At 62.7% G+C, this 13,961-nt stretch carries 11 protein-coding genes and 4 pseudogenes; 7 read left to right on the top strand and 8 right to left on the bottom strand.

What is annotated here, in order from left to right; translation table 11 throughout:
- Window positions 1-12: 12 nt before the first annotated feature.
- Window positions 13-1,215 carry a cytochrome P450 gene (locus AWC17_RS05670; RefSeq protein ID WP_082147678.1) on the bottom strand — a complete coding sequence of 401 codons (1,203 nt, stop codon included), beginning with the start codon at window positions 1,213-1,215 and terminating at the stop codon, window positions 13-15.
- A gap of 217 nt (window positions 1,216-1,432) precedes the next feature.
- Here AWC17_RS05670 and AWC17_RS33350 point away from each other — a divergent pair, with 217 nt between their 5' ends.
- Window positions 1,433-1,840, top strand: a complete 408-nt coding sequence (locus tag AWC17_RS33350) for a Zn-ribbon domain-containing OB-fold protein (RefSeq protein WP_047324137.1) — start codon at window positions 1,433-1,435, stop codon at window positions 1,838-1,840.
- Window positions 1,837-3,021 (top strand): thiolase family protein, encoded by a 1,185-nt coding sequence (locus AWC17_RS05665; RefSeq protein WP_047324125.1) that lies wholly within the window; start codon window positions 1,837-1,839, stop codon window positions 3,019-3,021. Before AWC17_RS33350 ends, AWC17_RS05665 begins: the two co-directional genes overlap by 4 nt.
- Here AWC17_RS05665 and AWC17_RS05660 read toward each other — a convergent pair.
- Both AWC17_RS05660 and AWC17_RS05655 read right to left on the bottom strand, forming a co-directional pair.
- The gene (locus AWC17_RS05660) at window positions 2,989-3,681 is read right to left on the bottom strand and encodes a TetR/AcrR family transcriptional regulator (protein WP_052955363.1); all 693 of its coding nucleotides are present in this window, start codon (window positions 3,679-3,681) and stop codon (window positions 2,989-2,991) included. The genes AWC17_RS05665 and AWC17_RS05660 overlap by 33 nt on opposite strands.
- 338 nt (window positions 3,682-4,019) lie before the next feature.
- The gene (locus AWC17_RS05655; protein WP_047324126.1) at window positions 4,020-5,225 is read right to left on the bottom strand and encodes a cytochrome P450; all 1,206 of its coding nucleotides are present in this window, start codon (window positions 5,223-5,225) and stop codon (window positions 4,020-4,022) included.
- Window positions 5,226-5,427: 202 nt separating this feature from the next.
- Between AWC17_RS05655 and AWC17_RS05650 the strand changes: the two genes are divergently transcribed.
- A complete protein-coding gene (locus AWC17_RS05650) occupies window positions 5,428-5,802 on the top strand; it encodes a limonene-1,2-epoxide hydrolase family protein (protein WP_047324127.1) in 375 nt (124 codons plus the stop codon).
- A 3-nt stretch (window positions 5,803-5,805) separates the two neighbouring features.
- On the opposite strand, the gene AWC17_RS05645 is transcribed toward AWC17_RS05650, so the two are convergent.
- A complete protein-coding gene (locus tag AWC17_RS05645; protein WP_082147679.1) occupies window positions 5,806-8,889 on the bottom strand; it encodes an MMPL/RND family transporter in 3,084 nt (1,027 codons plus the stop codon).
- Between the two features lie 359 nt (window positions 8,890-9,248).
- Between AWC17_RS05645 and AWC17_RS34130 the strand changes: the two are divergent.
- Together AWC17_RS34130 and AWC17_RS05640 are read left to right on the top strand one after the other, a co-directional pair.
- Window positions 9,249-9,464 (top strand): annotated as a pseudogene (locus AWC17_RS34130) (TetR/AcrR family transcriptional regulator); the annotation flags it as partial.
- Window positions 9,465-9,470: 6 nt separating this feature from the next.
- The gene (locus AWC17_RS05640; RefSeq protein WP_231614275.1) at window positions 9,471-9,947 is read left to right on the top strand and encodes a hypothetical protein; all 477 of its coding nucleotides are present in this window, start codon (window positions 9,471-9,473) and stop codon (window positions 9,945-9,947) included.
- A gap of 342 nt (window positions 9,948-10,289) precedes the next feature.
- On the opposite strand, the pseudogene AWC17_RS33345 reads toward AWC17_RS05640, so the two are convergent.
- Window positions 10,290-10,670, bottom strand: a pseudogene (locus AWC17_RS33345) (transposase); the annotation flags it as partial.
- A pseudogene (locus tag AWC17_RS05630) lies at window positions 10,671-11,226 on the bottom strand (transposase); the annotation flags it as partial.
- A 138-nt stretch (window positions 11,227-11,364) separates the two neighbouring features.
- On the opposite strand from AWC17_RS05630, the gene AWC17_RS05625 reads away from it, so the two are divergent.
- The gene (locus AWC17_RS05625) at window positions 11,365-11,970 is read left to right on the top strand and encodes a TetR/AcrR family transcriptional regulator (RefSeq protein WP_082147681.1); all 606 of its coding nucleotides are present in this window, start codon (window positions 11,365-11,367) and stop codon (window positions 11,968-11,970) included.
- Between the two features lie 268 nt (window positions 11,971-12,238).
- Window positions 12,239-12,421: a hypothetical protein gene (locus AWC17_RS05620; RefSeq protein WP_047324130.1), complete on the top strand. Its 183-nt coding sequence runs from the start codon at window positions 12,239-12,241 to the stop codon at window positions 12,419-12,421.
- A gap of 15 nt (window positions 12,422-12,436) precedes the next feature.
- Here the strand turns inward: AWC17_RS05620 and AWC17_RS33340 are convergent.
- Both AWC17_RS33340 and AWC17_RS32555 read right to left on the bottom strand, forming a co-directional pair.
- A pseudogene (locus AWC17_RS33340) lies at window positions 12,437-12,768 on the bottom strand (IS481 family transposase); the annotation flags it as partial.
- Window positions 12,769-13,326: 558 nt separating this feature from the next.
- On the bottom strand, window positions 13,327-13,653 hold the full coding sequence (locus tag AWC17_RS32555; protein WP_047324131.1) for a hypothetical protein: 327 nt from the start codon (window positions 13,651-13,653) through the stop codon (window positions 13,327-13,329).
- Window positions 13,654-13,961 lie beyond the last annotated feature (308 nt).

The following is a 13,961-nucleotide window of genomic DNA, read 5'->3' as shown; positions in this document are numbered from 1 at the left end:
CGAGCTTGCCCATTATTCGGCTCCGGTGTGCATGACCATCGGGAATGTCTGCGCGGCGCGAACGCCTGGGGTGAAGTCGAGTTCGACTCCGGGTTTGATGTGGTATTCGGGGATACGTTCGTGCCAGACGCGCAAGGCGGTTCGCAGCTCGACGCGAGCGAGGTGAGAGCCCAGGCAGCGGTGTACCCCGCCGCCGAAACCCAAGTGCCGGTTCAGTTTGCGGTCGAATCGCACGGATTCCGGGTCGATGATAGACGTTTCGTCGGTGTTGGCCGAACCGAGCATGACCAGCACCTGTTCGCCGGCGTGGATGGGGCATCCACCGAGTTCCGTGTCGTGCGTGGCCTCACGTGCGACGGCCATGACGGGTGTTTCCCACCGCAGAAGTTCCTCGACGATGAAGGGAATGTTTTTCGGGTCGTCGGCGATCGCCTGGCGAACCTCTGGATGCTGTGCGAGGTAGCTGAAAAAGCAGTCTAGCGACGCCGACACGGTGTCGAGCCCGGCGATGAGAAACAGGAAGCAGATGTCGAGGATTTCGTTACTGCTGAGTCGATCTCCGTCGATTTCTGCTTCAAGGAACCAGCTCAGCAGATCGTCGTGGTGCTCGCGCTTGCGCTGCTCCATCGTGGCGGCGAAGTAGGCGTAGATCGACTGCGCCGTGGCCGCCTGATAGGCGTCAGTATCGGGGTGGCCCAACGGCTTTCCGGCCAACTCGTGTGGCCTGATGATCCCATCTTTCATCAGAAGCAGCGTGGGCAGCTCGTCAAGCGGCAGGCCCAGCATGGTCAAAAAGACCTGGGTGGGGAAAGGGACGGAGAACTCCTCGACGAAGTCGATCTCGTCTCGGCCGATGAAGCCGTCGATGAGTTGGTTGACCAGTGCCGAGATCGACACCTCAAGTGCTTTCATCCGTTTTGGCGCGAACAGCGGGTCGAGGATCTTGCGAAACTTTCCGTGCTCTGGCGGATCGATCTGAAGGGGGATGAGCGGTCGGTCGTTTTTCAGCACGCCTGAAGTCAGCGCCGAGGAGTACAGGTGCGGGTTGTGCAACACCTCGTCCACGAGTTCCCAGGTGCTGACCAGCACTCCGATACCGTCCACGCGCATCACCGGAGCAGAGTCGCGCAACATCTTGTATGTCGGCTGAGGATGCCGGGTCAGCTCGGGAGCCGCGAGTAGGCCCAGCCCCGACACGTCGTCTTCCTGCGTCATCCAGCTCCCTTATCGTCCAGTGCCGCTGGGCAATACCTAACGGCAGTTGGTAGTTGCCTAAGGCGGCCTGCGTCAGCTCACAGTCCGTGTTTCCGCGCCGCCGACCGCACAAGCCTGGTCGACAGATTCGACGATCCAACCACCGCGTTGTTTACAAATGCTATTTTTATAGTCTCTCGAGCACAAGTGCACAGTCAACACCGACAGGATGGAGACCATGCTCCGACCACCCCGCGTGTTGCCTTCCATGGACGACCCCAGCGCGTTCTTTTGGAGATCCGGCGCCGACGGCCGTCTGCGCTTCCTGCGCTGTTCGGCGTGTTGGTATTTCATCCATCCGCCTGCGCCGTACTGCCCGCGGTGCGGCGGCCGAGATACCGCACCGGCCGCCGTCTCTGGGAGGGGAAAGCTGTACTCGTACACCGTGAACCATCAGCCGTGGGACAGCACTAGCGAGGTGTACATCATCGGTGTGGTCGCGATGGATGAGCAGCCCGACCTTCGGTTGCTGACCAATCTGGTCGACGTCGCCGCCGACGACGCCCGCGTCGGCATGCCGGTGGAGGTGGTCTTCGAGGATCACCCACCGGTGCATCTTCCGATGTTTCGCCCGGCGACATCATGACCGAAGCCGAACGCCGAGCGGTCATTTCGGGCATCGGGCAATCCCAGGTGGGCCGGCGGCTGGGGCGCGACGGTCTGGACCTGACCATCGATGCCGCCCTTGCAGCAATTGCGGACGCGCGGCTGACCGTCGACGATATTGACGGGCTGGCCACCTATCCGGGAGGCGTCCACGGATACCCCGGGTTCTCGGGTCCCGGTTCACCCCAGGTGCAGGATGCGCTGCGGTTGTCGCTCAACTGGCACAGCGGCGCCGCCGAGGGACCCGGGCAGTTGCAGGCGGTCATCAGCGCGGTGATGGCGGTGTCGATGGGCCTGGCCCGTCATATCCTGGTGTATCGCACCGTTACCGAATCGACCGCACAGGGCAGCGGGCATCGCCCGGGCATCGGCGTCGGCGGCAGCGAAGTGGGCGGCCCGCTGCAGTGGCTGATCCCTTTTCGAGCGTATTCGGCGGCGAATTGGCTCGCGCTCTACGCACAGCGGCACTTTCATGAGTTCGGAACGACTCACGAGCAGATGGCGCAGATCGCGTTGAATGGGCGCCGCAATGCCGCGCGTAATCCGAAGGCGGTGTTCCGCGATCCGTTGACGCTCGAGGACTATCTGGCATCGAGGATGGTGTCGTCCCCGTTTCGGCTCTATGACTGCGATGTTCCCGTCGACGGATCCACCGCGCTTGTGGTGTCTGTCGTCGAACACGCGTCGGCCGTCGACCACCCGGTTGCGCGCGTCGAAGCTGTGGGGACCGCGCTGCGGGGACGACCGTCGTGGGAGCAGTGGGAGGACTTGACCACCATGCCGGCGCGCACTTCCGCCGAACACATGTGGTCGCGCACCGATTTGCGACCCGCCGATGTCGACGTCGCGCAGCTCTACGACGGATTCAGTTGGTTGACGATGTCGTGGTTGGAGGCCCTCGGGTTCTGCGGTCACGGCGAAAGCGGCCCGTTCATCCAGGACGGCACGCGCATCGCGCTCGATGGCGAACTGCCGTTGAACACCAACGGCGGGCAGCTATCGGGAGGCCGCCTGCACGGCTACGGCTATCTACATGAGGCGGTGCTGCAGCTGCGCGGGGAAGCCGGGACACGGCAGGTCGCGGGCGGGCCTGAAGTAGCGGTGGTGTCTAACGGTGGGGGACCGATTTCAGGCTGTGTGCTGCTGACGCGGCTTGCGTGACCGCTGACTCCGATTACCGGTGCCCGCCGCAGCTTCGGTGATGCTCAATGCGGGCCAGATGAACCGTATCGCTTGTGCCCGTGCGGCTTTACGGTTGTGGGGGTGCCCGTGCGGGGAGGTCGCTGCGCTGCTGACGATGGCGAAAATGCTCACGGCGTCCGGTTCCGGCTTCGGTGAGCGCAGCACCCCGGCGCGGTGGCCGGCGCGCAGCACCCCGACAAGCGGCTGGGAAAGCAACCAGCGCATCTCCATGATCTCGGCCACCTGAGTGGCGCTGTGAACCTCCGACGTGGTGAAAAGCGCTGTGCGCGAGGCTTTCCTGGGTTCGAAGAATTGGCCCAGCAGCCCGTCGAGCCAGGCCTCGAGCGCCGCCACAGGATCAGGGGCCGCTGCGATCGCGCGCTCCAACGCCCGCCGCGCCGACTCGCCGTCCCGCTGGATGATCGCGGCCAGCAATGCGTGCTTGGACTGAAAGTGGCGGTAGAAACTGGTGGTCGACAGTTCGGCCTCGGCCAAGACATCAGCGACGGACATGCCGGCGAAGCCGTTGCGCGCCATCACCCGCACTGCGGCGTCCATCAGCAAGCGACACTCGGTGTCGTCGTCGAAGTGGCGTGGACGCCCAAGCTTCTCGGACTCTCGTGCCGGTGACTTGCTCACCGCACTTCCTCCCTCGATCTGTTCTCGCGCCGTCCATCGTGCTGGTCTCGGTCTATCGTCCCTCAACCACTGACGTGTGGTTAGGACGCTACCGGACCATAGATTCAGAAGCGTTGAGATCAGGCCCTGCCAGGTTTTGCGCACCGCCGGTGCAACGAGATCCGACTGCCGATACACGTAGCCGTCCGCGGATCCTGCGTGGCGGTGCTCGCCATCCGCGGGGTACTGCGCTCGGTCAAGCCCTGGGGACGGATGCTGGGGCCGGTCGCCGTGCAACGGAAGAAGTCGTCACCGTGGACCTGCGGGTGCCGGCTTGCTGTGACCAACCAGAGGCGCGGTCACGGCGACGTGAAGGTGACGTGCAGAGCATCCGGTCCGCGCAGCGTGGTGCCGACTTGGCTGGTGACGGTTGACGAACGGGCGTTCGCGGGATCCAATGCGAGATGGGGCAAACGCCGCGTCAGCAACGTCACTGCGGCAACGAGTTCGGCGTTGGCCAGCCAATTGCCGATACAGCTGTGCGGGCCCTGCCCGAATGACACCGTCGGCATGACGTTTCGGGTGATATCGAATTCGTCGGGCCGGTCGTAGACAGCCGGGTCTCGATGCGCCGCATTGATCGCGAAGATCATCGGCGTTAACGCTGGGATCTCGATCCCGTGCCACGTGGTCGCCTCGGGACATGCCCGGGGGAGCATTCCGACCGCGGGCTCCCAGCGCAATCCTTCCCAGACCGCCGGTTGGGTGTGCCTTTCGAGATCGGATCGCAGTAGGTCGAGCTGCTCGGGGTGGTTGAGCAGCGCGGACAAGATATTGCCCAGGGCGAGCATGGTGGTATCGGCTCCCAGGGGGAACAACATCCGCAAGAACGTAAGAATCTCTTCGTCGGTCAGGGTTTGGCCGTCGTCGGTGCTGGCCGTGACCAGCATCGAGATCATGTCATCGCTCGGCTCGCGCCGGCGCTCGGCGATCAACGGGGCCACATATTCGGTGAACTCCCGGGCCGACCGGGTGGCCCAGTCGGGATCGAACGGATAGTGGATCATCGCTTGCGCCCAGCGATGAATTTTGGCTTCGTCGTCTACGGGAATGCCGAGCAGGCGGCTGATGATCAGCAGTGAATATCGGTGGGTGAAGTCAGCGACCAGGTCGACCCTTCCTCGGTCGATGAATCGGTCGATCAACTCATTGATGACCGGTTCGATCACCGGCTGTATGTACCCCTGGACACGATTACGCCGCAACGGCGCGGAGACCATCATCCGGTTGGCGCGGTGTTCTGCGCCGGACATGCTTAAGACCGTTCTGCCGAATACCGGTTCGGTGGTCATTGCATAGACAGGTGCAGCGGGAAACGCGGCCTCGTCCCTGAAGGCAGCCCGGACCAGCTCGTCGGTCAACAGCAAAACCGCCGGCACTCCGGCAAACCGGACGATCGCGTAGGGCTTGCGTTCCCGCAGCCGCGCGAGCACGGCGTGCAGGTCGGGCTGATCATCGAATGCGAAATCGATGTTATCGATGTCTAACGTTTGCGCCGACGGCATGAGTCCACCATAAGCTATGCAACATCCAACGCACAATGTCGTACGTTGCCCACTGCGTCTTGCTCCGATGCCCGACCGTCCGTCAGCGCCGCCCGACCGGCGAGGAAAGAGGCGCCTGTCGTCTGGTGCTTATCCGGCCGAAATCATCAAATAAGCCGCGGCGCAGCTTGATTTACGTTGCCTCAACGGGTTTCATCGAGCTATGACATCATCAGCCGACGACCTGGTCACTGAATTCTGCAACCTCTGGGCAACGCCCGACGCGGAGCAGTTGGCCGGCTATTTCACCGAAGACGCGGTATACCACAACATTCCGATGCAGCCGCTACACGGGCGCACTGCGATCAAGGAGTTCATCGAGGGGTTCACCGCCGCAGTCGACGGCATCGACTTCCGAATTCATCGGCAGCTCAGCAACGGCGAGCTAGTGATGAACGAACGTACGGATGTGCTGCGACGCAAGGACGGCGGTGAAATACATCTTCCGGTCGCGGGAGTCTTCGAGATCCGGGACGGACGGATCGCGGCATGGCGGGATTACTTCGACATGGCCGCGATCACCAGCGGCTTCAGCTGATACTCAGGCGAAGTTTCTTCCCGCCGGGCGAAAGCGGCGCAATCCCAACCGGATAGCTTTCCATCGACCGGTTGCCCTTCGCCGCGACGTCTGCGGGCCGTACCCAGGCCACCAGCTCGCCTCGCGGAGCAACGTGGCGATGGCGGGCACCATGAGAGTCCGGACGACGAACGTATCCAAGAGCAATCCGCATCCGATGATGAAACCCATCTGAACCATCGTCGCAATGGAGCCGACCATCAACCCGAACATGCTCGCCGAAAAGATCAAGCCTGCGGAGGTTATCACCGAGCCGGTGCTGGCCACAGTCCGCAGCACTCCGACCCGAATGTTGTTGGCCGACTCTTCGCGGAGCCGCGAGATGAGCAGCATGTTGTAGTCGGCGCCCACTGCGACGAGGATGATGAACGACAACAGCGGCACCGGCCAGGTGATGTCATGGTGCAGGCCGTACCGGAATATCGCAACGCCCAGGCCCATTGCGGCGGCGTAATTGAGCACAACGGTGACGAGCAGATACAGCGGCGCCAGGATCGCCCGAAGAAGCACAACCAGTATCAATCCCACGATGATCAAGGTGGCGATCGCGAGCCGGACGAAGTCGTCGATGAGTAAGTGCTGGATGTCGGCATTGACCGCGGGAAAACCGACCATCGAAACCTTGGCACCGGCCAGCGACGTGTTCGGCGTCGCCGCGGCCGCGACGTCAGCAACCTTATGAACGAGCGCCATCGCCTCAGCGGAGTAGGGATCATACTGCGACTTGATTTCGAACCGAACGGTCTCGCCGTCCCTTGATACAAACTGGCGAGCAACGTCACCAAATCGCTTGTCCAACAGCGTATTCGGCGGCATATAAAAGCCGGCGGATGAATTCGCTCCCTCGGAGCCGCGGGCCGATTCCTGCAGCTGTGCCGCTATCTGACTCATACCGGTGACTAGCTGGATGTTGCTGTCGGCCAGCGTGTGAACCCCGACAGCCAACGCCCGCGCACCCGAGGCGAGTCGTCCGATGCCGCTTTGCAGCAGCCGGATCTGGCCCGCAAGACCGGCATTTGGGCCCCCGGCGCCTTTCATGCTGCGGCCAAGGGTCTCCGTCGCAGCTTGTATCTGCGCTATCGTCGGCTCGACGGGCATGTCGCCCGTCTGGGTGCTCAGCTGATCACCCAGGTCGGCGATCTGATCGAAGAAGCCACCGTTGCGCAGCGAAACGAGCGTCTGAACGTGTGCACGTAACGTGACGCACTGCGGAGTCTCGGCGCACCATGGTGCGCTGTCCAGCGTCGCGGCCAAAGGTTCGATCGCCGCGATGGTTTCGGCTGCCCGCAACGCCAACGGCCGTAAACTCGCGCGGTCCTGAACAAGGCGATCAATGTTGGGCCCCATCGCGTTCAGCTGGGTGAGCAGAGCGCGATAGCTCTCGATCTGACCACCGGCCCGTTGCACCTGGTCGAGCAGACCCGTCATCGGGCCGAGAGCTGATTGGATGCTGGTATCGAGCTGGGTCAGTCCGTCGGCCAACCGGTCCGCCCCGTCGGTGAGTTGCTTCAGCTGACCTTTGCGGCCCTCAGCGTCGACCGCGGCATCGGTGAGCTTCTCGCCAATTTGGCCATTCTGCCAAGCTAATTCCGCTTGCTCGAGACGTCTGCCGGTTGGCCGGGTAACGCCGACTACCTCCGTGACGCCCGAGATCTGCGAGACACGCGAGGCCATCTCTTCCAGATCGGCGAGACCAGTGCCGGTACGCATATCTTTCGGGGACTCCACAAGTAAAAACTCGGTCATCGTTGTGTCCCTGGGGAAATGCCTGTCCAGCAACCGATAACCTTTGTTGCTGGCGGTGTCGGCCGGTTGCGCCTTGCGGTCGTCATAACTGATCCGCATGGTGAGACAAATCGAGCCCAGCGCCACCAAAATCAGCAAACTGATCGCTAACAATGGCACCGGTCTGCGTACCACAGTCACGGCGATGCGGTTCCAGTAAGCTCGCGTCCGATCCGCGCGGGGTTCGCCAACGCCGCGTTTAGCGGCCAATACCAGCACCGGCGGCAGCAACGTCACCGAGGCGACAAAGCCGACCAGCACGGCAATGGCGCACGCAGGCCCCGATGTGGCGAAGATGTTCAATTTTGCGAATGCCATGGCCACCATGGCCAACGCGACCGTCGCGGCCGAGGCGAGGATCACCCGGCCGATCGTTGCGGTGGCGAGCACGACTGCGAGGTCCACCGCGACGCTTTGTCGTCGTTGCTCGTGATACCGGCTGATCAGAAAGACCGAGTAATCGGTACCGGCACCCAAAAGGATGACGGTCATGAATGCGATCGTGAACTGCGACACCGGCATTCCGATTTCACCGAGGCCCGCCAGAATGCCTCGTCCGACCGCCAAACTCAGACCAATGACAAGTAGCGGAAGCAGTGCGGTGAACACCGAGCGATAAACCAGTAACAGGATCGCGGCGATCAGACCGGCGGTGGCCAGCGAGATAATCAACAGATCGCTGTTGGCGGCGACGATCTGATCGCTCATCGTGGCGGGTGGACCGGTAACTTCGGCGACGGTTCCGGTGCCACGGAAGGCTTCAGTCGCGATATCGCGAACCGACTGCACCGATTCGGCCGCCCGGGGGCTGCCCAGAGTGCCTGCGACCCCGACCGGCAGGTACCAGGCTTTACCGTCATCGCTTGTCGCCTGCCGCGCAGTCGCTGGATCGGCCAGCAGGTCCCGGACCAGTTCCACTTGGCCGGAGTCCGCACGCAACCTCTCAACCATCGCCGAATAGCGCTGTCGCACTGGCGGAGTCAGGCCACCGGAGTTTTCCATCGCGACGACCACCGTCGTCGTCGAGCCAACCTCGCCGAAAGCTCTCCCCATCCGGTCCAGCGACTGAAACGAGGCGACATCCCGAGGAACCGGATCCACCGATTGCTGCCTGACGACGGACTCCAACTGCGGAAACGCCAACGCCAACACAATCGCAAGACCCAGCCACGCGCCGATCACCACGGCCTTATGCGTCAGTGCGAACCGAGCAACCCCAGCCAGGACCGCACTGTGGTGCTCGGCGTCAGTGGATCGCGTCATGGTCGTTCACCATGTCCGGCACGAGCGCCGGATAAAGCCTCTGGCCGGGCCGGCCCGAAATCTTTGGCAGCCACCCAGCCCCTGAAGCAGCGTCGACGGTCCCGCTGCGCGGCGGTCAGCATCACGTACGCAACATACAACATAATTCGCTGTGTGTCGCATACCGGCGATGTCCACGCGGCGGCGCTGCGCGCAATCCTCGCCGGATTAAGCGATCAAACCCGTCGACGACGCGGTGTTCGCTACCGTTAATGCGGGGACACCGGTCCGACTGAGGAGATCCGAAGCCAGATGCCAAACGATGCCCAGCGCCGGCGCTGGAAATACTTGCGCGGCACACCATACGTCCAGGCCGAATTGTGACGCCGAGCCGACTCCGAGTCGTTAAAGGCGGCACGCGCGCCGGCACTTGGGGCGATCGCCCGCCGACTGACGACGACGAGGCTCGCAGCCGCCTGCTCGATGCGGCCGAGGCCTGCTATGAGCGTCACGGCGTCAGCCGCACCACGGTCGACGACATCGCCAGGGAAGCGTCAGTGCATCGTACGACCGTGTACCGCTACTTCGGCTCACGTGACGACGTGCTGGCGTTCGTGATACTGCGCGATTCGGCCGGCGTGATCCAGGGCGCCGAGCGGTCGATGAACGGCAATGGCCCATTCGGCAAGCGGCTACTTGATGCGCTCGACGGTGCGATCGCAGCGGTGGAGAAATCACGCTGGCTGCGTGTGTTGTTTTCGCCGGAAAGCCTCACCATGACAGTGGCCGCCGCGGCATCCACCGCCTTCCGTGACCGCATCCGCGAGGCGCTGCGACCATACGTCGACGCGGCGAAGGCAAACGGCGAACTGCGAGAGCAACTCGACCCCGACGCAGTCGCCGACTGGCTGGTGCGGGTTGCGCAGATGTTGCTGATGGATCATCTCGCCGGAAGCCAGCACCATACCCGCATGGACAGGCGCGCGACGCTGCGCAACTTCGTCATCCCGGGCATCCTCAGCCCCACCGCCGCCGACGCCGCGACAGTACCGACACCAACGAAGAGCGCGAAGCGATAGTTGACCATTCGACACGGACGCCGTAGGCCCCAAGCGATCGCTCCAGCGGGATTCCCAAGCGTCCCGGGACAACCGTCGGTTCTAGGATCCGCAACGAAGATCAGAAAACCCGTCCGCCACCCGTTGGCGGCCGTTGCTCACGACGGTGGTGTCAGGCTGATATGCGCGGGTTGGGTACCGCAGGACGATGATTTGGATGTGAACGGTACTGCTGTCTACAGGCGGCCGTCATAGGCAGTCGTCATTCGAATCGCCTTGTGGCTCATAGGTTCTTTGCAGGTTTGCTCACGCACCGCGCCAACGCCGGGCTACCAGGGCCAGTCAAGTATTTGATGTGGCGACTTATCGCATGGTGGCCAGCGACCAGCACCAGTCGGCAAATTCGCGGTCGATCGCGACGTTGGCCACTAGTGGGTTCATGCCGCGTTCGGTGAACTGCGCCACCGCGTGTTGAGGCGTCGGTTACCGGCGTGGCCGCGAGCCCGCAGGGCCGGATCGACCTTGGCGCCCAGCTGGCCCGCAGGGTGGGCCCGGAGGTGCTGCAGGACTTGCGGTGATGCCAGGCCGATTCGATCAGTAGCCGTCGGACATGCGTGCTGCCCGCTTTGGTGATGACCCCTGGGCACGCGAGCTGCCCGATGACTACTCGCAGGGCACCAGTAGGACGTAGGCGCCGATCGAGGACCCGGTGAACCGCGACCAGTCACCGATCTCAACTGTCAACATCTTTAACGACCCGTACAGTGACTCGGACTTACGCCAGCCGTGCTGGTGGGGCTCGTAATAGCCAGCCAGGATCTCGATGATCGTGGCATCCCACAGGGCTTGTTTCGAAGGCGCTCGCGTGGCCCAAGCGTGAAACGTTCGCGGAGCGATCGGCACGCTGTGCTCAGAGAGCACGAGACAGATCGGAGCAACCCCGAACCGGTCCCGATGGACGGCGATGAACTCGCAGACCGAACCGGTCAGCGGCGGTTGCGCGGGTCGCTCTCCCGCACGAAGAAAGATGTGCAGCCTTGAATATTTCGGCGGTCTGCTCGAGCTCGACGTTACGACGTCGCAAGGCCCGGATCTCTCTCGCTGCCTCGGTGGTCACCCCGGCACGATCACCGCGGCCGACCTAATGCTGAGCGATCCAACTGCGCAACGTCTCAGCGGTCATCCCCAACCGCTTGGATACCGCGGTGATCGCCGCCCACTCACTCGGATAGTCATCACGATGCTCCAGCGCCAGACGGACGGCCTTGGCCCGCGTCTCCGGGTCGTATTTGCTCGCTATGAAATGCACCTTCCCAAGAAGGAGATTGCGCAGCAAACAAGGGGTCACTCCTTCCATCAGCAGCCCAGACTGTCAACAACCTCATTCAGGTTTAGAACTAGAAGGTACGGTACTGGACTGTACTACTACGACGGTTCTATCGTGGGCGCTGTGTCCCGGATCGCCGATGGTCCCGCGGACTCCTCACGGTGGTCGCCGCGGGAGGCCGAGTTGCTTGCGGCGACGATGGGCCTGCTACAGCAGCACGGGTATGACCGGTTGACGGTGGACGCGGTGGCGGCCACCGCCCGCGCCAGCAAAGCGACGGTGTACCGGCGATGGCCGTCGAAAGCCGAATTGGTGCTGACCGCATTCACCGAGGAGACCCGCCAGGTGGTGGTCCCGCCCGATACCGGCACACTGCGGGGAGATTTGCTGGCACTTGGGGAGTTGGTGAGCCAACACACCCGCCAGCACGCCAGCACCATCCGCGCGGTGCTTGTCGAGGTGTCGCGTAACGCCGCGTTCAACGAGGCGATACGGCATCAGTTCCTCGAACAGTGGAAAGCCTTGATCCAGCACATCCTGAAGCAGGCCGTCGACCGCGGTGATATGGCCGGCGCGGCCATTAACGACGAACTTTGGGACCTACTGCCCGGCTACCTAATGTTCCGGTCCATCATCCCTAGCCGACCCCCCACCGGTCGCACCGTGCAACTCCTCGTTGACTTCATCATTCCCAGCCTCACCCGACCCACTGGGTAAGGCGGTTCAGCCCCCTGATTGCCTTCGGCGACGCCTCGCAGGCGTGAAAATGTGGTCGGGGTGCCCACCCGACGCCGTTTCACTCTGGTTTGTGAGCCTGTGGTTTAGCCTGGCGCCGGGCCCGGCCTCGCGCGTCACGTCCTGTTGCTTCGAGCAGCCGGTCAGAATTTTGGTTCCTCGACCGAGGTCCCAGGAAACCTCCAATGAAATATCGGTGGGGAGAGGACCAGCGAAGTGAAATTCGAGCAGGCTGGTCAACATCCGCGACGTGAAGAACGACAAGTTGGACGCGGTGTGGCTGGCCACGTTCAGCGAGAAGGCCACGCTGCGGCCATCGTTCGTGCCGCCCGCGCCGGTGCGGCGGCTGCACGATTACACCCAGCTGCGGGCCGACTTGACCGGTGTTCAGAGGCGGTTGATTCTTGACGTTTCTGTGTCGTTCGATCCTTGACACTCTGTTTGTTGGTTAGGCTGGTGCACTGGTGCGCAGGGTCCGCTTGTATCGTATCTCGCCGTGGCTGATACGCGCCGCGGTTTTGACCAGATCCTTGCCAATCCAAAACCGCAGCAGATCACCATCAACGTGGACATCGCAGCGGGCTCGAGCATAGTGGCGTCCGACGCTAACTTGTTGCCAGGACACGCACACGATGTCGTTGGCGCACACCGGCCGGCTGACCAACCGTCCCCGGTGCTCTCGTCGCCACCCCGTGGCGCTGACACCGTTGCCGGCGAGGTTGGGGCTGCTGGAGTGAACCGTAGCGCCGGTGTGGCCATGTCCAGTGACTGATGCGGCCGGGGCCGTCGCAGCCGTCCGTGAGCAAACTTGAGGTCAGCGAACATGCGGCCAAAACGCCGGTCAAGGCGGTGTCAGGCAAAGACAGCCACGGCTACGTAGCGAGAGCGATGTAGGTTATCAACGAATCCATGACTGCTCAGCTCAGGGAATGGCTGCCAAGTCCTCGGTGCCGGCCGGCAGACACGAGGCCACTGTTGAGGAAGGCAGTTCTCGCGCCTCTCCTGTGGGAGGAGGTTCAGTCGCCAAAACGCAAATTCGTGCGGACATAGAACAACGAATAGGCGCCGTACACCGAGACGAAATATCAGGTGTGCTCGCCGAATCGCTGTCCGAGGGCGTGGTTCTGCAGTCGGCACTGGGACCTGCCTCGGATCGGGGTTATGGATTTGAAACATGTTGTCCACCAAACTGATCGACGTTCCCAGTTCACGTCTATCCTGTTCAGCGAGCGGCTTGCCGAGGCAGGCATCCAGCCATCGTTCAACATTTTGTGCAGGCCGGTTTGCACCGCGTTGCGGACGCCAGTCCAATCGCGATCGGATAGATACGGGCGAAGGCTATGTTGCAGAACCCGCGAGCACGAACGGCCAGGCGATGGCGGCGAACAGCAAAAGCCAAGCGATCGCGGCGAACACAATGCCACCGGTGGTGGTGGGAGATTCCGAGACCTCCAGCAACATGCCTCTGCTCGGCGAGCAACAGGAGTTGCTTCGATAGATTTGCTGCTTGTTGGCCTCGACACGGGCCAGCCGTTCGATGTCCTCCTCGAGTAGCACCGGATTGGGGGCTGGCGCCCAGTTGTTGATGGTTGTCGGCGACCCGAACTCCGGTGGAGTGCACTTCGCCGGGGCTACCACGGCGGGTCGGTCATCGAGCAGGGTCATGGGACTACTCCTTCGCGGCGCCTTCACGTTTCTGGGCCAGTCAAGGAGCTTCCCCTGGGGATTGGAACCAAACCTGGTTGCCCGTTATAAGTTTTCGGCGCAGGCTAGGGCCGGGTCGTTGCTGTCTTCGACGGTGACCTACTGCTGCGCCTATTTCGATGAGAACCCAGACGGGCAGCATTTGACCCAGGCGCTGGAACAAGCCCAATAAGCCAAGCGCAAGCTCTCGTCGGTCGTGTCCCTGCCGCGGTGTAAAAGAATCCGGACGTAGGTTCCCTCGAAGACCGGCAAGTCTGATGGAAGGAGCA

It is taken from the genome of Mycobacterium nebraskense, from assembly GCF_002102255.1.
GTDB classification, from domain to species: domain Bacteria; phylum Actinomycetota; class Actinomycetes; order Mycobacteriales; family Mycobacteriaceae; genus Mycobacterium; species Mycobacterium nebraskense.
Note: the sequence above shows the minus strand (reverse complement) of the source record. Positions and strands in the feature narration are given on the sequence as shown.

What these genes read in the sequence shown, in the direction of transcription:
- AWC17_RS05670 (WP_082147678.1), bottom strand. Translation starts at nt 1,215, where the DNA reads ATGACGCAGGAAGACGACGTGTCGGGGCTGGGCCTACTCGCGGCTCCC.
- AWC17_RS33350 (WP_047324137.1), top strand. Translation starts at nt 1,433, where the DNA reads ATGCTCCGACCACCCCGCGTGTTGCCTTCCATGGACGACCCCAGCGCG.
- AWC17_RS05665 (WP_047324125.1), top strand. Translation starts at nt 1,837, where the DNA reads ATGACCGAAGCCGAACGCCGAGCGGTCATTTCGGGCATCGGGCAATCC.
- AWC17_RS05655 (WP_047324126.1), bottom strand. Translation starts at nt 5,225, where the DNA reads ATGCCGTCGGCGCAAACGTTAGACATCGATAACATCGATTTCGCATTC.
- AWC17_RS05650 (WP_047324127.1), top strand. Translation starts at nt 5,428, where the DNA reads ATGACATCATCAGCCGACGACCTGGTCACTGAATTCTGCAACCTCTGG.
- AWC17_RS05645 (WP_082147679.1), bottom strand. Translation starts at nt 8,889, where the DNA reads ATGACGCGATCCACTGACGCCGAGCACCACAGTGCGGTCCTGGCTGGG.
- AWC17_RS32555 (WP_047324131.1), bottom strand. Translation starts at nt 13,653, where the DNA reads ATGACCCTGCTCGATGACCGACCCGCCGTGGTAGCCCCGGCGAAGTGC.